We start from the raw sequence: 23,145 nt of genomic DNA on the forward strand, positions 1-23,145 counted from the left end.
TCCTTGACTTTTTCTTCAGCATGGACCTCTATAAGCGTAATGTTGAATGGCGTGTCCTCACCATAGTCGGGAACCTGACAGGGTATATTACGAAACAACCGGATACTTTGAAATAACCTGTCAGCCGGTATATACTCTCCGCATGCCAAAGACCGCAGCACAGGATACCTCAGACGATCTCGAATCGCTGTACACCATCGCCTATTCCTTTGCATCGCTGCACGACAACGGTTTCACCGTCCATGAGTATGCTGAGTTGGCATATATCGTCTCCGGGAGCGGAACGTTCACGCTCGATGATGAGGTCCATGCCGTCAACGCAGGGACGGTCGTTCTCATCCCGCCGAAATGCCGCCACCGGGAACAGGCGGGGGAGCGCGGGATATCGATACTGTACAGCGGATTCATTGCCGAAGCGGTCGACTTCGCCCCCGCAGTGATATCGGCGGGCGGCTTCTCGCTTACGTATCTCTTCCATTTCATGCTCGATGAGCTCAGACAGAAAAAGAGCGATATCATCCCGCACCTTGTCCGCTGTGCATGGCTGCTCCTGTCACGCAGTACAGCATCCGCTCGATCGCGATTCGTCGAGGAATCCATCGACTTCATGAAGAAGAACGCTGCAAAGGACATCGACCTGTCCATCCTTTCGCGGCGATATGATCTCAACAAAAACTACTTCACGACAGCGTTCAAGAAAAAGACCGGCCGTTCGCCGCTGAAATATATCCATGAGCTTCGCGTCGATATCGCACGGCGCATGCTCGCCGGCGGCATGTCGGTGCAGAAAGCGGCAAGCGCCGTAGGCTATGAAGACCCCTATTATTTCTCACGGGTGTTCAGGAAGATCACCGGGGTATCGCCCGTGCAGTTCAAAAGAAACGCGGGGAGATCGACCTGAAAATCGTCCATCCCCGGTCACTTTGTCCATTCCCCGAGAGCCCCCGCCTCAGTATATTATGACCGTCCGGGAGGCGCTATGAAGGCAGCATACATACGAACGATGGCCGATATCGAGATGCGCGAAACATCGCTCTGGCCGCTCGCACAGGATGAGATACGCATCGCGGTGAAAGCCTCCGGCATTTGCGGCACCGATATAGCCAATGCAAAGAACGGACTTTCGAAGCACAGCCCATTCGGCCATGAAGTTGCCGGGACGGTAGTGGAAACGGGAAGTGCCGTTACACGCGTAAAAAAAGGCGATACCGTCGCTTTGGAAAGCGCCTCCGCCTGCGGTGCATGCGACAATTGCAAAGACACGGAACAGGAGCTTTGTACCGATATAAAGAGTTTCTTCCATAAAACATCGTTCGGCATGGCTGAGGAGATGATATCGCCGGCACTCTGCACCCTCCCCACGCATCTTTCGCCCGATATCGCCTGTCTTTCCGAACCGCTCGGTGTGGCCATCGATATGATACGTCTTGCCGATATCACGCCGGATTCGAATGTACTTATCATCGGGCCTGGCACGATCGGTCTCATGGCGCTCTCCCTCGTCAAGCGCATGGGTGCTCGATCGGTTTTCATGAGCGGGAATTCGACGAATAAAGCGCGTATTGCCGCGGCTGAACGTTTCGGCGCAAGCATCATCAATCCGGACAGAACGCCGCTTGCTTCATACAAGTTCCCCCGCGCAATAGACCGCATCATCGTTACCGCGCCGCCGACCGTGCTTCCCGACGCGTTCACCGTCGCCGCAAAGGGAGCGATAATATCGTTCATCGGCATCGGTCATGGCGAACATGCGTTCTGCCGCTTCGATGTGAACGCTTTTCACTTCAAGAAACTGCAATTACGCGCATCATTCGCATCCCCGGCGCTCTATACGCCGCTCGCGCTCAGGTATCTTTCCGACGGCGTTCTCGACGGGAACGCGATCATATCGCATCGCTTCCCGCTCAGCGAAATACAGGAAGCGATGAACGTCGCTGCCGACAGTTCGCGCTCGATAAAAGTCATCGTCATGCCGGAGCAGCCATGACCGGAAAAGAACGAATGCTCAAAACGCTCCGCTTCGAGGAGCCCGATCGCCCCCCTCACTTCGAGGTGATGTTCGAGCTTGAGAAAGAAGCGTTCGGCATGCATTTCCCCGACAGGAATATCTGGGCAACGGTCAGCGGCAAAGAACGCGAACGGCTCATCGACGACTGTATGGCTATATACGCAAAGGTCGCAGAACGATATCAATGGGATGCGCTTGCCGTATTCTGGCCGTGGAGCGATCCGACCGGCGTACGCGCGGCAAAAAAACTTTTTGGCGAATCGATACTGATCGGGAGCATTGTGGGCAATACGATCCATTCGATCGACAGCACGAGCGACTGGACGCAATTCTCCATCGACATAATGGATCATCCGGAGCGGATCCATGAAGAAGCAAAGCGAAAGCGCGACCGTGCCATCGTCGATTTCGACAAACTTGCCGATGCTGGTGCGGACTTCATCCACGTTGTGAACGACGTCGCCTTCAATCAAGGCACGTTCATATCACCAGCACAGATGCGCGAATTCATATTCCCCTATCTCGCGGAAGAGGTCGCACATATCAAAAAGCGCAGCGTGCTCCCGTTCGTCCACACCGACGGGAATATCATGGACGTACTCGATGATTATATCGCTCTCGGAGCGGCTTGCTTTCAATCCGTCGATCCGATGGCGGGCATGGATATTGCGCAGGTGAAGGCGCGCACGCACGGAAAAATGGCACTCATGGGAAATGTGCAGTGCAGTCTGCTCCAGGACGGGCCGAAGGATGCGATACGGACATCGGCACTGTATTGCCTCGAGCATGCATCGAAGGGCGGCGGATATATTTTCGGGACATCGAACACGATATTCCCCGGCATGCCGCTTGAGAATTACGAATATATGCTGGAAGTGTACTGGGAATTCTGTGAGCAAAAGAGCAAGGGGCTGCAGCCCCTTGTTCGGGAGTGATGCATGTCAGTCAAATTTGGGATCATCGGCGCGGGGAATATATCCCGCTTCCATTTCAACGGACTTGAGAAGGCCGGCGCGCCTATAACGCATATCGCCGACTTGAACGAAACGGCGGCGAAGCCGTGGGCGGATAAATTCGGCGCGAAATACTCGAAGGATTACCGTACGCTCATCGATGACAAGAACGTGGATGCCGTCGCCATCCTTGTGCACAGCCGGTTTCATAAAGAGATAGCGCTTGCCGCGCTCAACGCCGGAAAAGACATCATCTGCGAGAAAACGATGATGGACAATGCCGATGAAGCCGCCGAGGTCTCGATGAAGGTCAAAAGATCGAAGATACTGTTCTTCACCGCGTTCATGAAGCGGTTCTTCCCGGCAGCGCAGAAAGCAAAGGAGATCTTGCCGTCGCTCGGGCGCATATTCAGCGCGAACGTGCGGTCATATCAGCCGTGGGGTGATCTTTTTAACCTCGAAACCGGCGCGAACCATGAATGGATCATGAAGAATTACGGCGGCGCGATCGTCAAATGCGCGGGGAGCCATATGCTCGATATGATGCTCTGGCTTCTCGGACGGCCGAAAAACGTATACGCGAACATCGATACCATCCCCGGGTCAAAGATAGATCGAAAAGCAGCGGCGATATTCGAATACGACAACGGTGCGACCGCAGCGTTCGAAACGGCCGCACATCCCCTCAACAAGGTGGGGCTTGAGCGGCTCGGCTGGGATGAATACATCGAGGTGAACGGCACAAATGGCCGGCTCACGTTCACGTCCGTTGTCTGGGATAAGCCGGAACGGCATGCCCCGATACTTACGCACTATGACAATAAGACCGGAACAACAGCAGAGTATCGATTCGATATCGTCAATCCGTTCGACAATGAGATGAAATATTTCCATGACTGCATCGAAAAGCGCGTTCAAGGCATGTCCGATGTTATCGACGGGTTCAATGTGGATGCGGTGATCGGCGCGATGTTCGACTCGGCAAAAGGCAAAGCGCCCGTAACCGTCGACTGGAGGGGGTTATGAAAAAAAGATTTCTCGCATTCGCATGCATCCTTACAGCGCTGCCGGTGTTCGGGGCTGACATCAAAGGACGTTTTGTACGTCTTGCGCTCACGGGTAATTATATTCATATTGCAGAACTTGAGGTCATGAGCGGGAATGTGAATGTCGCGCTGAAAAAGCCCGCAACGCAATCGAGTGTCTACGGCGGTGCAGGCCCGGAACGTGTCGTCGACGGCAACACCAACGGCAATTGGCAGGGCGCATCCGTCAATTCAACGAAGAACGGTGATGAATGGCTCGAAGTCGACCTCGGCGCAGCAAGCGTCATCGATGCCATCGTGATATACAACCGTACCGATCATGCAGACATCGGTATGCCGCGCATCATCGGGGCATCGGTGACCGTCCTCGATGAGAACCGTGCGCTGGTGTGGCAGGGAACGATAAAAGAACCGAAGGCGCTCTATCGATTCGAACCGGGAGCAACCCCGATGGAAAAACCGCTTGTGATCGACGATCTCACGCTTGCCGTACCCACGGCCATTGAACGCATCGCGTTCCACGGCGACAGCATCACCTTCGGCGGCAATGCATCGTCGCGCGAACGTTCATGGCCGATGCTGTTTAAAATAATGCTCGAAAAAAAATACACCGTGAGCGCGATGACGAACCTCGCAAAACCCGGCACCGGCGCCATTGCCCAGCGCGGCAGCGGTGAAACGATCGCCGCGTTCACGCCCGACCTCGTCTGCATCATGCTCGGTCTCAACGATATGCGCAAGGCCACGCCCCTCGATGAATACCGCTCGGCGCTTGAAAGCATCGTCGCGGCGGTACGCCGAAGCTCGCCGAAAGCGCTCGTCATGCTCGGCGGCCCGACATGGATAGAGCACTATACCGTGTGGACGGCAGACGGAAAACCATACGCCAACGGCGTGTACGATAAAGGGAGCCGGGAACTGCATCTTGCCTACCGCGAAGCGGTCAAGGCTGCGGCAGAAAAATATAAATGCGCCTTCGTCGACGTTTATGCTGTGATGGAGGGAAAGCCGGAGCTTCTCCCGGACCGGACACACCCCAATGACCAAGGCCATGAGGTCATTGCGAACTGCTATATCGCCGCGTTCAGATCACTCGTGGATGGATCGCGGTAAGGGCGCAGCATGAGCATCAACGTCAGTCTCAACTTCATGCCGGCATTCTACACGAAGCACACCGGCACAACCTATGGCGAAGCGTTCTATTTCGATATCGCTCACCGCGAGAAGGTAGAGCGCACTGAAAGTGAATTCCTTCACGACACGTTCGGTGCTCACGGGGTCGGCGCAGTCCATTCGAAGCCTTCGGCGAACATTTTTATTCAGCCGGTAGACCTCATCATGCGAACGCAGGGGGCGGAGTGGATATTCCCCGAGGACGGCACGGTTGAAAGCCTCGGCGCACCCTGGCGCGGGAAAAGCATCGAAGAGATCGCGCGCATCGACGCGAAAGCCGCTGCGTCACACCCCGTCATCGATACCGTGCTCGAACAGTATGAAGCGATGCGAATGCGCTACGGCAACGCCGATACTTTCGGCGTAAAAAGCGGGGTTATGACCATTCATACGCCGTACACCACAGCACAGCGGCTTACCTCCGACGACATCTTCGTACACATCGCAACAGATCCGCCAGGGACCCGTATCGTATTGGACAAAGTATGGGAGATATATCAAGCGATATACGGGCGCATCGCTGATGTGTTGTCAGTGAAACTCACGCGGGTGAACATGGGTGACTGTGCCGCGTCAATGCTCTCTGCCGAACATTATCGCGCATCGGTACTTCCGGTGAACAGCATGATCGCCTCATCCTTCGATTCGGCAACGTATCATTCCTGCGGTGCATCGACGCATCTCATCAACGCATTCGCCGCGCTCCCGCACGTCAACGCGATACAGCTCGGACCGGGTACTGATATAGCCGCAGCGGTTCACGCAATGCCGAAGATACATATGCAGCCGCTCATCGATCCGCTCCTCATGCTGAACCGAACACCCGATGCCGTGCACACCGCGATCGAACAGATCATCAATGACAGCGCAAAGGCGCCGGAGATCACGCTTTGCGCCTGGTCGTTCGACCGCGATACGCCGTTCGATGCGGTGAACGCGCTGTACGATGCCGTCGAAGATCTGAAAAAGTAATTGCATAAGGAGATGTCCATGCATAGAATGATCATACCGGGCGCGCTCGCTGTGTTTGCAGCATTATCCGCGTACGCCGGGAGCGCCGATGTCACGGATGGCGCATGCGCGATCTATGCACTGCGCAAACTCAGCGCTGCATACGGCGGGCCCGCCATCACCGTCCGCCGCGAGGGGGACAACAAGACCGCCGATATCGGATTTACCGACGATGGAACGCTCAACCTTCCCGATCTGCGCACATTTGCAGCAGAGGGAAATGTATGTGTTCCTATCTGGCATGATCAGTCGGGAAATGGTAAACATGCCGTGCAGAACGATCCGGCAAAGCAGCCGATCATCGTGAATGCGGGAAAGCTCGTGCGCACGCCGAACAGGAACCCGTCGCTCGAATTCGACGGCAAACGGTATCTCGAGATCGCCGAGAACGCCTACGTGTCGGTCTCCGTTGTCGCGCGGAGCACGGAGACCTCGTTCACGGAATACCGCGGCATACTCGGCGGTGACGGCAAACCGCTGCATATCGTCAACGGCATCGCCAACAGCACGAAGATCGCTGCCGCGACGAAAGCATTCATGCTTGCGCTGCGTAACGGAATATCAGTACCGTTCGCGAACGGGCATGATGTTTCGCCGCTCGATGAATACAACGCCTACGGCTTTATCCTCCCCTCGGCATTGACGCAGAAGGCGGTGATCGGTGCAACCGACCCCGTCGCATCGCGGGGATGGAAAGGGAACATCGCAGAGATCATCGTCTTCCCCAAAGCGATCTCGAAGGAAGCGCTCATCGCGGTATCGGCGAACCAAGCCGCTTTTTTCGGTATCGGTACCGGCGATATCGAAAAAAAAAAGCTGACTGAAGCGACAACCGCTATGCCTCCGAAGGTGAATATCGCCCCGACAGATCCGCTCATCGACTATTCCGACTTCGCCCACATCACAAAAACGCCGCAGTACGCCCGCTTTGATAGGATCATAAAAGCCGGCGGCGCTTTGGAGAATGATAACCCGGGAGCTCGCATCCGCTTCAGGACAAGCGCTGCGAACATTCGAGCGCTCTTCAGCATCACCGCGCTCCATCAGCGGCAGGATTCCGTGAACGTCAATGGCATCATCCTTGTCGACGGCAGACAGGCGGGAGACTATGCCGCAAAACCCCTCGGAGATATCTTCGTTACGATCCCCGTGCAGCCGGGAGGCATATCGCATGATTATGAGATCCTCCTTCCCTACGGCCAATCGCTCGATTTTCTCGGTCTTGACCTCGGCGGGAACGGCACTCTTGAAAAGACGGTCCCACGTCCGCAGAAACGATACGTCGCCTACGGTGATTCGATCACGCACGGGTTCCAGGCAAGCCGCATCGATCGCAATTACCCCTATCAGGTGGGGGTTGCGCTCGGTTATCAGGTGGTGAACATGGGCTTCGGCGGACGCCATGCGGAAGAGACCGACGGCGATGCTATTGCGGCATGCAAGCCGGATCTCGTGACGATACTCATCGGCTTCAATGACCGCTATCACTCGCGGCCGCTCGCTGAATACAAGCGACACCTCGGCGGCCTCATCACTCGCATACGAAAAGCGTCGTTGTCCGTGCCGATATTCGTCATCACGCCGATCTGGTCATCGGAGCCGGCATGGGCATCGGGCACGCTCGGGCTCTCCCTTGAGGACTATCGCGCATCGGTTCGCGAGATCGTCTCCGGCGCTCAGGATACGATGCTCTTCCTTGTCGACGGTCTTGCACTCATGGATAATACAACGGGGTTGACAACGGATGGCATACATCCGAATGACAAGGGTTTCGACCAGATCGCCGCACGCCTGACCGGCATACTGAAAATCTCGCTCGCACAGTAGCAGACGATGGGAAACAGCATATGATCACGCCGAAACAGCGAATGCTCAATGCCTATCGCGGGCTGCCGAACGACAGGCCTGCGATAGCCCCTGAGTTCTGGTATTATTATCCGGCAAAAGTACTCGGTGTCGACATGATACGCTTTGAGAAGGATATCCCGCTCTGGCAGGCGCTTTTGACGACGTTCAAAAAATATGGCACCGAGGGATGGGGTGCTGCGTTCGCCGCGCAGAACAATCCGCACACGAAAGGATCATCGAGAGAGGAACGGCTTGCTGACGGGAGACTCCGACACACGAACACGATCTCATATAAAGACAAGTCATTCACATCAGTACGCATGTACGACAAGGAAGAGCCGTCATGGACGGAAAAATACCTTCTCGATGACGCCGCCGACATCGGCACCTGCGTCGAAATGGCGACGAACACGGACATTACGTTCGATCTCACAAAAGCCGTTGACGCGCACCGCACGGTCGGGAATGATTATCTTCTCGAGTTCTGGCTCGGCACACCGTTCTTCGATTTTATTGCAGGATTCATGGGATTCGAGAAAGCGGTCATGTATTTCATCGAAGCGGATGAAAAGCAATTGCATCAATTCCGTGAGAGGTATCTCTCGCATCAGATGCGTCTTATCCGCGAAGCATGCCGTACTACGCCCTATGAATCGTTCGTCTTCGGCTGCTCCTACTCCTGCAATTCACTCATCGGCCCCGTCATGTGGCGGCAATGGGATAAACCGTTCATCAAGGCCATCGCCGATGAGCTTCATGCGCATGGAAAACTGCTGCACATCCATTTCCACGGCAAGTCGATGGAATGCGCATCCGATTTTTCCGAGACAGGCATCGACTGTGTGTGCCCCTTTGAGCGCTCACCCGGCGGCGATGTAGACGGCGTACAGGGGCTTCGCGATGTGCGCAAAGCGCTTGCCGACAAAGTTACTATGAACGGGAATGTGCATACCGTTGAAACGCTTATACGCGGCACGCCTGATGATGTACGCCGCGAGGTGCGAGAGATAAAGGAAGCATTCGCGGGATCAAATCGCTTCATCATCGGCACAGGGGATCAGGTGGGACGTGAAACGCCGGAAGAGAATATACTCGCAATGATAGATGAGGGAAAGTCCTGAATCGAATCACCGTCGCGAAAAGAGAGGGCAAGGGGCTTAATCCCCTTGTTCTCTACGATAACGACGAATTGTCGCTGTTTATCAGGTGCTTTGATCAGTGGATGATATTTTCGCAATAGTCTCGGATCACTATTTCCCTGAAAGAATTCGTATTCGCCACGCGACGAATTTATCCATCGCCGGATCGAATTCCCGCTCCGGCTGGGTGTACGCCGCGTATTCACGGTAGAACGGCAATGCATCCTTCGGCTTTCTTACATATTCCAAACGCATACCTTTCAGGAGTGCTATTCTCGTCGGGATGTAATGCGCGCGCATGAGGTCTTCCATAGCAGCTTCATTCGTTTTCCCCGCAAGGTATGCAGCAGAGATGGCAAGCTCTCCGCCCCATGCGTTCGAGTGGTCGGTGAATATCCGCTTATATTCTTTGGCGAGAACGGTATCGCGGTCGCTCATAAAGCGCAGATATCCCGGCAGGAGAAAATGAGAGAATTGATGATGCATCATCCAGCGGTTATAGTCTATAGCTTCTTTTGAAAGCGAACTGAATTCTTCGAATGCAGACAATCTGTCGCCATCGATATACCGAGCGAGCGCACGAAGTGATCGTGCAAAATAAACCGCATCATTCTCATAGGGGTAATTCGACACCGCACCGCTATAGTCACCCAATGCCGTAAGTGCAAGCGAGCATTTCTCACGCTGTTCGGTATAGTTCGAGAGTACATACGCGTATTCACCAAGATGCAGATAGGTACGCGCACATTTCTCACGCTGATCACTGTAGTTGGATAGTATGTTCGTAAATTGTTTCGTATACAGCAAGGCGATGGCATGACAATCGTACTGCCCCATGCAATTCGAGAGCGTGCTCTGATAGTCTCCTAGGGCAAGGATCGCATACTGACAAATCCTTTTTTGATCGTGATATTTTGTCAGCAGCTCATCAAATCTGCCAAGCGCGATCATCGCATTGGCACAGTACCAACGCTGATCGGGGTATTTGTCGACTATATCCTTGAATTTCCCCTGCATTTTCAAGGCAGCGGCACATTGTTCCCGCTGGTCAGAGTAGTCGCGAAACACCTCATCATATCGGCCAAGCCGATTCAACGCCCGAGCACAGGGATACCGCTGATCTGAATAGTTACGAAGCACTTCATCATTCCGGCCGAGCTCTGTGAGCGCTAACGCACAATGAAATCGCTGATCGGGATATTCCCTCAGCACCCTCTCGGGCTGCCCCATTTGCCTATACGCGCTTGCACACTCAATTCGCTGATCGGGATACTTATCAACAATCTCTTTCCTTCGCCCCAACGTATGAAAAGTAAAAGAGCAGACCGCTCGTTGTTCCGGATAGTATTTCAGTATATCATCATATCTCCCCAGTCGATACAAAGTCCAGGCCACTTGGTGGCGCTGATCCGGATATTTTTTAATCACATCATCATACATACCTGCCGCCTGCAGAAACTCAGCAGCCCTTCTTAAGAATGAATTATTACGGCCCGATACATGAAGTATGGATTCCCAGCGGCGTATCGCAACCCGTGCATTCTCGAACTGTGAGAAAAGCTTCTCATCACGGGCCCCTGATCTATAGCCGTTAAAGACGTTCATGTACTGTTTCGTTATCTGATACATGACGAGCTTACATGCCGGGTGATGCTGATACTTGGCGATCTGTTCGAAGATAGCATTCGCTTCATTCGTATCTCCAAGGTCAAGATGTATCTTGCCTCGTTCATACAGGGCATATGCGGCATAAAAGCTCTTCGGGTGCTTTCTTGTGTATTGCTCGAACGATCTTTCTGCTGCGTTCGCATCGCCCCCACGCAGGCGGGACATGGCGATCTGAAATTCTGCGCGTTCTGACATCTCGCCCGAATATTGTGAGGCGATACTCCCATATTCTACCGCCGCGTTGCTGTAATACCCGAGTCGATACAGCGTATCAGCAGCGATTATCGTTCCCGTTTTTTCCGGAAGCCCCATGGAATATACCCTTACCGCATGTATATCGATCACCTCGCCTTCCTTGCCCGCTATACTGACACGGTAATCACCGGCGCCGGGTATGGTATCCTGGTCATAGAATTCGATAATGCGCTTGCCATCGATATACATACGGACCGTATTCCCGTCTTTTTCCATTACAAGCGAATACCGCCGATCCAGTTTGAGATATGATCCAAGCACGGCGGTATCAAGCATTACACCGTTCTTAGTGAAATACACATCACTGGGAGTAGATGAGATATTGTACACCGCATACCGTTCTTGCGTGTTCGTATCTGCATTCTCGATAAGAAGCTGAAAAACACCGCATCGCTTGAATTGCACATCGAATACCGCCCGAAACGATCCGTGTACGGTAGCGATCGACTGCAGCTGTTCCATCCCAAGCACCCCTGAGAAACGGAACACACCATTTGACTGCATGCCGATATGTTCAATGGCATTTCGCTTGAGCGGATCGAAAGCCCTTTCTCTATTGAACACCTCATACCAGCGGTTCGTATAGTCGAGCGGACCGCCGTTGAACGTCTCCGTGAATTCATACTTCCACGTGAACGCCTCTTTCAGCCGCTCACCGTAGAAGATAAAAAGAGCAACGACACCTATCAACACCGCGGCAACGGAAGGAATGATGATGGCCTTATGCTTCTGCATCTTCTTCGACACGATATACATCACCGACGGCGGCCGGGCATGTATCGGTTCATCCGCGCGGAAACGCGCAATATCCGCACGCATCTCCTTTACGCTTTGATACCGCCTCACGGGGTCCTTCTCCAGCGCTTTGAGCACTATCGTTTCAAGGTCTTTCGGCACCTTCCCGTTGATGCTCCGGGGAGACACGACGCTTTTATCACGAAGCGATCCGATATCCGAAAGTATATTGCCGCTCGACGTGAACCACTTCTCTCCCGTAAGCACATAATAGAGTATAGCCCCGAGGGAGAATATATCTGAGCGTTCGTCCGCCTTCTTCGCAAGCTCGGCCTGTTCGGGCGCCATATAATCGATGGTGCCGACCACCTGCTGCGTCATCGTAAGGTCGCCCTCACCGCGCTCGAAACGCGCAAGCCCGAAATCCATCACCACCGGGTCGCCGTTCCTTTTTATCATAACGTTCGCGGGCTTAAGATCGCGATGAATGATGCCTTTCTCATGCGCGAACTCAACGCCCGCGCAGATGCCATCGAAAATAGCGAGCGCATGCGTGACCGGGAGGGCGCATACACTCACCCCGTCACGCGAGTCGCCGTCCGTGGCTCGCGCGAGCTGCGCCGTCCGTGGCGCATGCCCTTCCCACGGCTCGCTCTTTTTGCTCCCTACCCCCTTCCCCTCTCTCACGTCCCTGGGAGAGAGGGGAAGGGGGCTAGGGGGTTGGGGTGAGTGTCTCCCCGCCTCCACCCTGCTCACCATAGTATCGATCGTGTCCCCGTCCTTATGCGCTATCGATGAACCTGCAAGATCACCGAGCGTGACACCCGGCAATAATTCCATCGCGATATAGCTTATTCCTTCGTACTGTCCCACATCGACAACGCGGCAGACATTGCGATGATCGAGGAGCTTCATCACTTCCGCCTCGCGCATGAAACGGTGAAGCTGCTCGGATGTCGCACCTTCACCGGCGAGGAGCATCTTCACCGCGACATCATTGCCGAACATGTCGCGTGCCTTCCACACCTCGGCCATGCCGCCCTTTCCGATGCGTTCTATTAACCGATATTTACCGAACACCTTTTCCGTGCTCGCCGCTTTCTCGTCGGAAAGGAATTCCTTCACGGTGAACTTCATCGCGGATTCATCAGCCACCGACACCGCTTCTATCACCGGCAATGGATCATCGACGCCTTTCACTTTTACTGCGTAGAGATAACGGAACTGATAGAGCGGACTGTCCTTCGGGCCGATGCTCACGACAACGCCGCGTAGCTCTTCGGGGAGATCGAAAACACCTTCAGTCTTTTCGCCAAGTGATTGCACGCGCTCCCCTTCCCCTCTCTCACTTCCCTGTGAGAGAGGGGAAGGGGCCGGGGGATGGGGTGAGTGTACATTCCACCCTTCCGGCAGGTTATCCATTATCTCTTTCAGTGTCGCCTGCGTACAGATGACCTGCAGCCCCTGTGCGGCACCGCATAAACGCGCAGCGAGATTCACCGAACTTCCGAGCACGGTGTAATTCATCCTCGCTTCGCTGCCGATATTCCCCACGACCATCTCGCCGGTATTGATCCCGATGCCGCAGGCGGGCATCACTTTGCCGTGCTTGAGGTATTCTTCCTGCAGCGCCCTGAGATTTCTCACTTGATCGAGCGCCGTCTTCACGGCGCGCAGCGCATGGTCCTTGTAATGACGCGGCGCGCCGAAGAGCGCCATCACTTCATCACCGACGATCTTATCGATGGTGCCGTTATTATCCTCGACGGCCTTCATCACCGCTTCGAGATATGCGTTTATCGTTTCGCGCACTTCCTCGGGGCGCATCTTCTCGCTCATGGCGGTGAACCCGCGGAGGTCGGTGAACGATACCGACATGAATCGCCTTTCGGGAATAGCGAATGTCGACTTCTCATCGTCGGTAAGATCGGAGAGGCCTTTCTGTACATATCTCCCGACATAGGCACGCAGCTGTTCTATCTCGGTCTTTTCAGTTATCGTAATGTCCGCGCCGCCGCCGACGCCTATCGCCTTCATTTCGAATACACGGCCGTCAGCGCTCGTTCCGTTGTACTGCTTTTTCTCTTTCGCGCCGGGGAGCGCGACGCCCTTGAATATTTCACAACCGGGCAGGCGGGTTATCGCATCGAATGCGGCACCGATCACCTGTTCTTTGGGGAGTCCGATATATTGTACGAACGCAGCGTTGGCATAGTCGATGGTGCCGGCGGCGCTCACGTGGAGCATCATGGTCTTGACGACGAACGACAGTTCTTCCGGCACAGCTCACCCCTGCTTGTATGTCCTCAAATCCTGTCGCGGACGGCGCTGCAGCCCCGCTATGTGAGAAGTATATACGCTTCGGCGCCAACGTCAAGCAAGCAAACTCGTTTGTTTACCCGGCCTTTATCAACACAGCCTCCAGTACATTCCCGCAATAATCGCATCGATGACATTCCTTATCGCACGATGTAGTCCTCGCGAACCATTCCTTCGGGAATTTGTCATTGTCAATAACATACGGCGCAAACGCCGGCGAGAACCCCGGCTCGCAGAGATCGAGAAGATTCCCGTGATACTTCCTGTCCGCATACGCCTGTATCACGAGCCGCGGATGCTGATGCATTCGGGTAGCAAGTTTCACCACATCAAAATATCGCTCGTAATGATCGATATCCTCGGGACGCACCCACGAATTCTGAAGCACCGAAACGCGGTTCGCTTCATCGGCGGCAAGATAGTTCCAGCACGCATGCATGCGGAAATCCTTCATGTTCACCGTATCGGCTATCTCCGACTCATGCGCCACGCAATTGTCATGGAATGTCTGTCCCGAACAGAAATTCATGCAGCCGCTGTTGGCGAGCATGATGAGCTTCTTGCCGTTCGCATCCGCCCACGCCTTGAGCTCCTCTATACGAGCGAGGTCACGATTATACTCGCGCTGTACATGGAACGAATCGAAAAGCTTTGCCATATACTGCATACCCTTCACCGTGCCGATGCGCATATTCACCGATGCACGCACCTCGACAGCGGAAAAATGCTTTTTCAGTATATGCGCCACCGCGGGCGATGCCGTCGTCACTATCTCGATGCCGCCCGTAAGCTCGTTCAGATATTCAAGCGTTGAACGCACTTGATTCTCAAGATGCACGGACATCGACTGCCGCCCGAAGCAATTTCCATTGATGAGCAGATCAAGCTTGATGCCGAGCCCTTTCAGCGCGACAATATCTTCTTCAATATCTTTCTGCGCATGCCAGTCCACCTCGCCGTTGCGTTCCGCGATCGATGCGCGTCCTGTGGCAAAATTGAGCCACGGGAAGAACACCTCGGCGATATGCTCGCGGTAATCGCGGACAATGTCGACGAACGAACCATCATCATTGGGAAGTTGATAGCCAACTGCGAAACGCATGAGGTCCTCCTCGGTCATGAACAGTGTGGATTGTATCCTGGCCTATTTATATTTCCAATACATGAGCCCCGCCGTTGTCCCAAGATATATTCTTCCATTTTTCATATCCGCCGACCAGATGAAGTTTTGCGGCAGGTCATGCAGTATCCATTGGAACGTTTCCCCGCCGTCACGGGACAGCAATGGCCCCTGGGGATAAAACCGGTCAGAAACAAGCCATTCCATACTCGAATATGCCAGCACATCGTTGCCGTCACAGACGATCGGCCACACGCTGATCTGATTTGCAGATACTTCCTCCGGCGTGTCGCCTACGGTGAGTTTTATCATGGAATGATCATAGTTCTTCCTGTACGGAATGCGAATAAGCCGCCCCGGCTGTTCGCCCGACCTCATCGTCCCAACGATCAAAGCGCCATCAGTTGTCACACCGACACTCCTGACTGCGTTCTGCCCGATGTCGTATATCTCCCACGTCTTCCCCATATCTGCGCTTCGAAAAAATGCTGCCGGAGATTTATTGCGCCCCAATATAGTTTTTTGATTCAAGCGATCCGGAACACAGCTTAGGTATAGTACATTTCGTGCATGATCATACGCCATGTCTGAAAAATATATCTTATTCGTCCCCTGTACGGGAACAAAATGCGGTGAAGATAATTGAATAAAACTTTTCCCGCCGTCTCCCGTAAAGAACAACGCATCGGAAAATAACAGCCATTGCCGATACGATACTGTCGGATCGTAAATTAATTTCACTATCCGCGAACCTTCAGGATACACGTCACCCTTTCCTAATCGGCTTGTAACATCCTGCCAACTTGCCCCCGTATCCTCCGTGAGTAATAATTTCTTCTCTGCATAAAAACCATGTTTAAATGTCTTCTTGACCCTGGCATTGCATGTTACATAGATATATTTTTCATCTTCGGATGCAAATATATTCTCGAGGTAACTTGTCCACGTATATTGACCGCCCCATTCGGCGGTTTGCGTAGGGAATTTGTGCCAATTCAGCCGCCCTGTCAAATGCTGCCAGTTGCTACATTCGACACCGCCAGACATCCATGCCCCGTGATCCTGGGCGGAGAAGAAAACATTCTCCCTTGCGGCAGAGATCCTATTGATATTTGCCGGCATGCCGACACCGCGGTTCCCATAATAGCCATTACTATAGGTCATCGTTAAGTTTTTCAGTGATCTGAAATTGTCATCACTTTCCCACGTCCCCACTCTCGACACGACCACGGCATGACGCGATATTCCGAAAAACACCAAGTATATTCCAGCATAAAAATCAGACAAGTTATCATCGCAGTAAAACTCCTGAGGGAAAGAAAATGCTCTAAACGATTTGAGATTATCTTCAGAGATCAACAGCTGGCTTTCATTGCCATTACTCCCGGCAACAACCTTCCCCCCGACAACAATCTGACCCGGTTTGCCGGGATTATATCGAGCGCAGGTAAACAATGTTCCGTCTGCGGCGGGGCTGCCCTGATCGTCATTTATGGGCACATCAGTCATCTCAATTTTTTCTGCATGGATATCGCTGCAGCGGAGTATGCGCGCACGTGTTGCAGCATCTTTTTTTATCGGGTTCACAACAAGTAGCATCGTCGCGGGGTTTTCAGGATCGATGCACATATCCCTTACCCAATAGTTTTCCCGAAGGGGTACTTTTCTGAATACAGGAACAGGTTCCTTCGCGTTTTTCGTGATGAATAATTCTCCGTCGGCAAACGAAAGGAAAAGACAATCCGGCTCATACGGGTGAGGATAGATCTCCTTAATCGCCGCATAGGGAGAATCGACTGCGATACGACGGAACGACTTGCTGTTATCATCACTGACAAAGATCGCTTTCCCATTTGCGTTTTTCTCCGCTTTTGTTCCGATGAATATCCGGCTGCCGTCGCTGGTGAACTTGACCTTTGCATACGTTGCCGACCGCGTCATGAACTCAGTCGAAGGTAATCCATCATGTATCTGCACCCACGATCGCCCCCCATTTTCCGTTCGCAGGACCTGGCGTCCGACAAGCATAATCACCGCTTCGTTTCTTGGATGTATATCAAAATCCTCATACTCGGTTGCCGCAGTCATGCCTCCTTCATTACAGAACGTCAGATATCTCCATGACTGCCCACCATTTGTCGATTGGATTATTCCACCGATGTCGATAAGCATACTTATCGTCTCTCCTCTCACTATGGCATGGAGTACAACATTCATGAATCCTGGCGCTACACTTTTCCATATGCATCGATCCTTTTCTTTGCCTTCAAGGATCGGACGATCACGTCCCGGAATTTTTACTCGTGGCTCGTCGAATTTAGCCGGCACATACGGTGCAGTGATATTGCGAAGTCGAAGCGACTGTTTACTCTCGATTGAATCGGTCTCCGCATTGATCGCGTTAATCGCAACAAACATGCCGATAGTCGTACAGAGGCAGCCAATTCGCAGCAGCAGCCGTCCTAATACTTTAGCTCCCAAAAGCATAACATTATCCTTTTTTTACTCTTGAGCTTGTCCGAAATATTTTTATTCAGTCAAACAGATATGTGCTTTCTCCTCAATTAAATATTTTTGTATTACACAGTTAATCAGTCTCTTTCTTCTCACCTGCTCCGGCGGTCTGTCCGGTCAGCGCTTCGTAATCCGACCAATCCACCGACCACGGCTGCGTACGCTTGAACTTCTTATGGAATTTGTGCGTAAGCACGCCGCGTTTTTCCATGCTGTCAATGCAGGCGCGGGTACAGCCGCGTGAACCGCATATCGCCTGCCCGGTGTTATAGAGATTCCGCGGCTTCTTGAAGAACGGCGAATGCCAGCCGGGTTTCGTGTCTTCCTGGCCGTCATAATAGAAGCCTTTCCTGCCCGGCTCGCTTTTCGCGCCGCCGCGGAATGAATAATCGCAGCCTTTCATATCGAGGTCGCTCCACTCCAGTTCATGACCGGCGACCGTGACCTTGACCGTCTTTGTCGTGCTGAAACAACTGCCCGGACACTGCTTCACGCAGGCCATGCACTTGTTGCAGAGCTTCGGTCCATTGTATATCGGATCGGGCTCAAGTTCCAGTTCGGTGAAGATGAGACCGACACGGAGCGCCGGCCCGAATTCCGGCGTCAGAAGCATTTTGCTGAAGCCGATCTCGCCGAGCCCGGCAGCGAATGCCGCAAGGCGCAAATGCACCATGATATCAGGCGCGGGTTTGCCCGGAGCGACCGGTCTGCTGAATTTCTTCTTAAGCTCACCTTCGTTATCAATAGCGCGCCAGTCACTTTGATGCCCCATCGGCAGCGCTTCATATCCCATATCCTCAATGACCTTGCAGACATTGATGACCGTCATCGGCATATAGAGATAGGTGATGCCGCCGTAGCCCATCGCCGAATAATTGCTGAAGAACGTGCCCTCCTCGATACCGCGAAGCGATCCGCGAAAAACACGAAAGCCCATGGCAATGCACGACTTCGCCTCCGGCATGATATAGCGCGGATCCATCTGCGGCGGCGCCCCCTCGAAACGGTCCATCGATGCGATGCCGACGATATCCGCCCCGTACGACTTTGCTGTCTCCTTGATCTTTTTCGTGATGTTCATTGTGCTGCTCCTTGTTGATTTTTCAATAGATCCGACATCCGTTGCGCTGTTCTTTTCATAGCGTTGATGATCTTATCCTTATTCTCGCCGGTGCATCGATGTAACGGCAGGAATACCCCGAGCGCCCCCCAGAGCGGACCATTGGGAGAGGGAATGGGAACGGCGATACCGCATATCTCCGAATCCGCGCTCATACGTATCGAAACACCCGCGTTCTTTATTTCCGCTGCAGCCGCCGTCAATACCGCCGCTGACCGAATGCCGTTCCAAATCTCCCCGGGCATGCCGTACTTTTCGACAACGACAGCGCGCGTCGCATCGTCCGCATACGCAAAGAGAAGCCGCCCGTCCGCGATGGCATACGGCGATACATGCGCATGGAACTTATCATTGATGGCTATCTCGCGGTCCGGCGATATCTTCACCAGATTGAACTTCTCACCGCCGTACAGTGTCGATATGACGACGCCTTCATTTATCTCTTTCGATAATATGCGTGCATTTTCATCGGCAATGTGGGCAAGCATGTTCTTCCGCATGTCACCTGCCGCAAGCGAGAGGAGTCCCTGCCCGATGCTGTAATGCCCGTCCTCTTTCACTACCCATCCTATATCGATAAGTGTGCGCACGATATTGCATACCGTCGTGAATTTCAGCTTCGCGGCCTTGGCTATCTCCTGCATGCTTGCGCCGCGGTGTTCGCTGAGGAAATTCGCTATCTGTGCGGTTCGTGAGATCACTTGTATCATTTGTCACTCATTATTGTTGAGTATACTCATCTATAATATAATTGATTTATTGACAAAGTCAAATCAGATGTCGATCCGGCATCAACGCTTGACAAAGGCATCCATTCGTGTACAATGTGGTTATTCTAACGGCAGGCGTGTCATCCTATCGAATTGGACGACGGCAGGCAGGTCTGCCGTTGTTAAGTCATATTAAAGAACGATCCCAAGAGTATACAGGCCCCGAAAAAGCGAGATGTAAGAGTATCGAGATGCCGGAGCCGGAACTGGAATTTGAAAAAAAGGATACTATCGCGGAACTATTTATTTCCGTCGATTCTGTATTGCGGGAAGGCCGATTTTCAGAGGCGTCCCAACTGCTTGAAACGGTGATGGAGCATGACTTCGATCACCCATTGCTCTTTGAGAATATGCGCGCGATCGGTTTCTGGAAGAACCGCGAGGGGAAGATATCCTCGCTTTCCGGTGTGCCGCTCGGACGGCAGCTCATCGATTATTTCGACGAGTTCACGCTGTTCTGTGAGCGCAAGGGCGGTACGGATATCTCCGTATACCCCCCGGTAAAACACTTTGTGTTCACGAAAGCACGGACGGTCCTTGAAGAAGCGCTTCTTGCCGGCGAAAGCAGCGTGCTCAGCGATATCGGCAGGGCGCTCATGGAGCAGAGCGAGCATGCAAAAGCCGTGGAGATCTTTGAGCGTATCCTGAAAACGGACCGCTACAATGCATGGGCGCTCGGGTACCTTTCAGAGGCGTATCGCATCCTTCACGAGGAGGAGCGCTCTTCACTGTACCTGCGTGAGGCGCTCTTTTACGACCCCCTCATGATACCGTACGGCCGTATAGCACATCCGCTCATCGCTTCGCTTGCGGTCATGGCACGGTCCGAAGGATTTGCCGAGGAGGAGGAAGTACGGCTCTGGCTCGGGATGTACGGCGAGATAAGCGGCATCCTTTCCGTACGGCGGAAATTGGCCCCGGAGGAAACGGTAAACCTGCGAAAGACGATAGCGAAGCTCGAAGCGGACCTCCGCGCGGGCGTACGCAAGAGCCGCACCGAACCGAGGCTCCTGCTCGCTTATGCATGGCTTATCGGAGAGCGGATGATCGATGAATCCACGGCAGGGGACGCGCGCATAACCGGTGAGATAGAACTTATTATGAAGAAAATGCGGTCGGTGAACGACACGATCGCGGGCCGTTTCGCAGAGCGCATGCGGCGGCAGTAACGCCTAAGGAGAACGGCATGAATGATGATGTAAAAAAACTGGATGACGTGTTCGTCGAAGAGACGTTCACCCGTAAACCGCTTATCAATTATACGGTGAAGAACCTCACTGAAATAGACCCGGTATTCATGCGGGTACGCGACGCGAACGCCATTGAAGAGGCGTACGAAGCGGCGCAGGCGCATCTGACGCGCAATTCGCAGCACATCTCGGCGCTTTACGTCTCCGGGCTCTGCAATTTTGAGCGCGGCGATTATGATGATACGCATCTGGAACGGCTCTTATCCATTTTCAAGAACATCAAGAAATGGGCCATCGTCGAATTCCTCGCGCAGAAGGTGCTCGAGTACAAGGAGACGGATTATGCGCTCCGCTATCTCGCTTCCTATTATCAGGTAGCCAACCGCGACGACCTTGCGGTGGACATATGGGAACGCCTCATCAAATTCGATGTGGACAACTATGAGCTCCCCGAACGCATCGCGCATATCAAGGAAAAAGAGGAGAATTTCGAGAAGGCCGTCGAGTACTATCAGATAGCGCTCGAGCGCAACATCGCCAAGCGCCGCGATAAAGTGGTCGAAACGAACGCGAAAAAGATCATGGAGCTTAAGCCCGACAGCATCGTCTTCTTCTCGAAGATAGAAGCGAGCCTCGCCGAACTCCTCATCCCGGACGCGATGATCGACCTCTGGAAACCGATGTTCTTCCATTTCTTCGAGCAGGTAAAGGACATACCCCTCTCGCTTTCCGTATTGAAACGCATACTCGCCTATGAGCAGAAAATAGCGAAACTCAACCCGAAGAAAGCGAAGTTCTTCCGCCACCGGCTTGAAGACGTGTATAAGACCATATATCCGAACCACTCCATGTTCGACGAATTCGCAAAGATGTCACAGCTGCTCAATACCGCGAAAGAACCCAAAGAATGCATCGATGCGTTCGAGAAGCGCATACAGTACGACGTGGGCAAATACGTGTTCCACCGGAATTTCGGCGTCGGCCGCGTAAAAGCCCTCGCCCCCGAGGAGATAATCGTCGACTTCGTATCGAGCCCTGCTCACCGCATGAGCTTTGAGATGGTGCTCAAATCCGTGTCCGTCCTCGACGACGGTGATATACGCGTCTACAAAGCCTACCGCCTTGCCGAGCTCAAGGAAATGGCGAAGAACACGCCTGATAAGCTCATCGAACTAGTGCTCCGTTACACCATCGGCGAGCGTGTCGCATCCAAGGACTTGAAGCACGCACTGGTGCCGGATGTCATCCCGGACAATCAGTACAACAAATGGCTTGACGACGCGAAAAAAGCGATACGCGCGAACAATGAGCTTAAATTCGTCAAGAACACCTTCATTTTCAAGAAGGGCGGCATGACGTACGATGAGGAGACCCTCGACACGTTCGACCGCACGTCGGATTTCGACGCCAAATTCGATGTGTACCTCAATTACGTCAACTACGCCAAGGACATCAACTGCGATGAATCAAAGGAAATGGCGAACTATTTCATCGTCGCAGCGAAGGCGGAACCCGTAAGCTATCGCACCGTGAAGAGCATATTCCTCATCCACTATGTCATCGAAGAGTATAAGCTCGCACTTTCCTTCGACCGCTCGATCGATGATGTGATCAAGGGCATAAAGGAATTCACCGATGTGTACGAGCATCTTCCGACGGCGCTCTTCCGGGAACGCCTGGTCGGCGCCATCGTGAAGAATTATCCGCGCCGCTGGACGGATATCCTGACATCGTTCCTCTATACGCCGCAGGTAAAGAACCATCACATCATCATACGGCGCTTCATCCAGATGGGGAAGGTCGATATCCTCACCGAGGCCATAAACACGGTGATACTCAAGTGCAATGAGTACGTCGAACCGTTCCTTTACTTCGCGGAGAAAATACTCATCGGTGAACTCGCCGATGAACTCGCCGCAGCGCTCGATGCACCGTTCAAGTACAACCGCGAGCTTCTTCTTATCGGGCTCCTCAATCTCATACCGCAGCTCAATCGCATGCTCGAGAAGAAAGAGAACGCGGCGCAGGCGCGCAAGATGTTGAAGACCGTGTACGAACTCGTGTTCGACCGCGGCAATCTCATCTCGTTCATCGAGAGCGAGCAGAAAGAGAGCGTCGGCAAGGTGTTCAAGGAATTCCAGAAGCTCATCAATATCGAGAACCAGTACAAGACGCTCATCATCACCGCGGTGACGAAACGCTTCCCCGACCTCAGCTGAGCCAACGATCTGTCGATAAAAAAAGGCCGGCATAACGCCGGCCTTTTTGTTGTACTC

15 protein-coding genes are annotated in these 23,145 nt (G+C 53.3%); 10 read left to right on the forward strand and 5 right to left on the reverse strand.

Features of this window, described 5'->3' with window-relative positions:
• Positions 1–142 precede the first annotated feature (142 nt).
• From AABZ39_14370 to AABZ39_14405, 8 genes are all read left to right on the forward strand, one after another.
• Positions 143–901, forward strand: a complete 759-nt coding sequence (locus AABZ39_14370) for an AraC family transcriptional regulator (GenBank protein ID MEK6795963.1) — start codon at positions 143–145, stop codon at positions 899–901.
• 78 nt (positions 902–979) lie between these two features.
• Positions 980–1,987 (forward strand): alcohol dehydrogenase catalytic domain-containing protein, encoded by a 1,008-nt coding sequence (locus AABZ39_14375; protein ID MEK6795964.1) that lies wholly within the window; start codon positions 980–982, stop codon positions 1,985–1,987.
• Positions 1,984–2,943, forward strand: a complete 960-nt coding sequence (locus AABZ39_14380) for a uroporphyrinogen decarboxylase family protein (protein MEK6795965.1) — start codon at positions 1,984–1,986, stop codon at positions 2,941–2,943. Before AABZ39_14375 ends, AABZ39_14380 begins: the two co-directional genes overlap by 4 nt.
• 3 nt (positions 2,944–2,946) lie before the next feature.
• A complete protein-coding gene (locus tag AABZ39_14385) occupies positions 2,947–3,987 on the forward strand; it encodes a Gfo/Idh/MocA family oxidoreductase (protein ID MEK6795966.1) in 1,041 nt (346 codons plus the stop codon).
• The gene (locus AABZ39_14390; protein ID MEK6795967.1) at positions 3,984–5,120 is read left to right on the forward strand and encodes a GDSL-type esterase/lipase family protein; all 1,137 of its coding nucleotides are present in this window, start codon (positions 3,984–3,986) and stop codon (positions 5,118–5,120) included. The genes AABZ39_14385 and AABZ39_14390 overlap by 4 nt, the downstream gene beginning before the upstream one ends.
• 9 nt (positions 5,121–5,129) lie before the next feature.
• Positions 5,130–6,152: a uroporphyrinogen decarboxylase family protein gene (locus tag AABZ39_14395; protein ID MEK6795968.1), complete on the forward strand. Its 1,023-nt coding sequence runs from the start codon at positions 5,130–5,132 to the stop codon at positions 6,150–6,152.
• An 18-nt stretch (positions 6,153–6,170) separates the two neighbouring features.
• A complete protein-coding gene (locus tag AABZ39_14400) occupies positions 6,171–8,018 on the forward strand; it encodes a GDSL-type esterase/lipase family protein (protein ID MEK6795969.1) in 1,848 nt (615 codons plus the stop codon).
• Between the two features lie 20 nt (positions 8,019–8,038).
• Complete coding sequence (locus AABZ39_14405; GenBank protein MEK6795970.1) at positions 8,039–9,160, forward strand: uroporphyrinogen decarboxylase family protein; 1,122 nt, start codon at positions 8,039–8,041, stop codon at positions 9,158–9,160.
• Between the two features lie 129 nt (positions 9,161–9,289).
• Here AABZ39_14405 and AABZ39_14410 read toward each other — a convergent pair whose 3' ends face one another.
• The 5 genes from AABZ39_14410 to AABZ39_14430 form a co-directional block, all read right to left on the reverse strand.
• Positions 9,290–14,119 (reverse strand): protein kinase, encoded by a 4,830-nt coding sequence (locus AABZ39_14410; GenBank protein ID MEK6795971.1) that lies wholly within the window; start codon positions 14,117–14,119, stop codon positions 9,290–9,292.
• Positions 14,120–14,231: 112 nt separating this feature from the next.
• The gene (locus AABZ39_14415; GenBank protein ID MEK6795972.1) at positions 14,232–15,257 is read right to left on the reverse strand and encodes a hypothetical protein; all 1,026 of its coding nucleotides are present in this window, start codon (positions 15,255–15,257) and stop codon (positions 14,232–14,234) included.
• Positions 15,258–15,299: 42 nt separating this feature from the next.
• On the reverse strand, positions 15,300–17,762 hold the full coding sequence (locus tag AABZ39_14420) for a hypothetical protein (GenBank protein MEK6795973.1): 2,463 nt from the start codon (positions 17,760–17,762) through the stop codon (positions 15,300–15,302).
• A 100-nt stretch (positions 17,763–17,862) separates the two neighbouring features.
• Entirely contained in the window at positions 17,863–18,870 is a 1,008-nt protein-coding gene (locus AABZ39_14425; GenBank protein ID MEK6795974.1) for a hypothetical protein, read from the reverse strand.
• Positions 18,867–19,619 (reverse strand): IclR family transcriptional regulator C-terminal domain-containing protein, encoded by a 753-nt coding sequence (locus tag AABZ39_14430; protein ID MEK6795975.1) that lies wholly within the window; start codon positions 19,617–19,619, stop codon positions 18,867–18,869. Before AABZ39_14430 ends, AABZ39_14425 begins: the two co-directional genes overlap by 4 nt.
• A gap of 251 nt (positions 19,620–19,870) precedes the next feature.
• Here AABZ39_14430 and AABZ39_14435 point away from each other — a divergent pair, with 251 nt between their 5' ends.
• On the forward strand, positions 19,871–20,848 hold the full coding sequence (locus AABZ39_14435) for a hypothetical protein (protein ID MEK6795976.1): 978 nt from the start codon (positions 19,871–19,873) through the stop codon (positions 20,846–20,848).
• Between the two features lie 17 nt (positions 20,849–20,865).
• Positions 20,866–23,088, forward strand: coding sequence for a transcript cleavage factor (locus tag AABZ39_14440; protein ID MEK6795977.1), 2,223 nt, complete (start codon positions 20,866–20,868; stop codon positions 23,086–23,088).
• The last annotated feature ends 57 nt before the right edge of the window (positions 23,089–23,145 follow it).

This window comes from Spirochaetota bacterium (assembly GCA_038043445.1).
Taxonomy (GTDB): Bacteria; Spirochaetota; Brachyspiria; order Brachyspirales; family JACRPF01; genus JBBTBY01.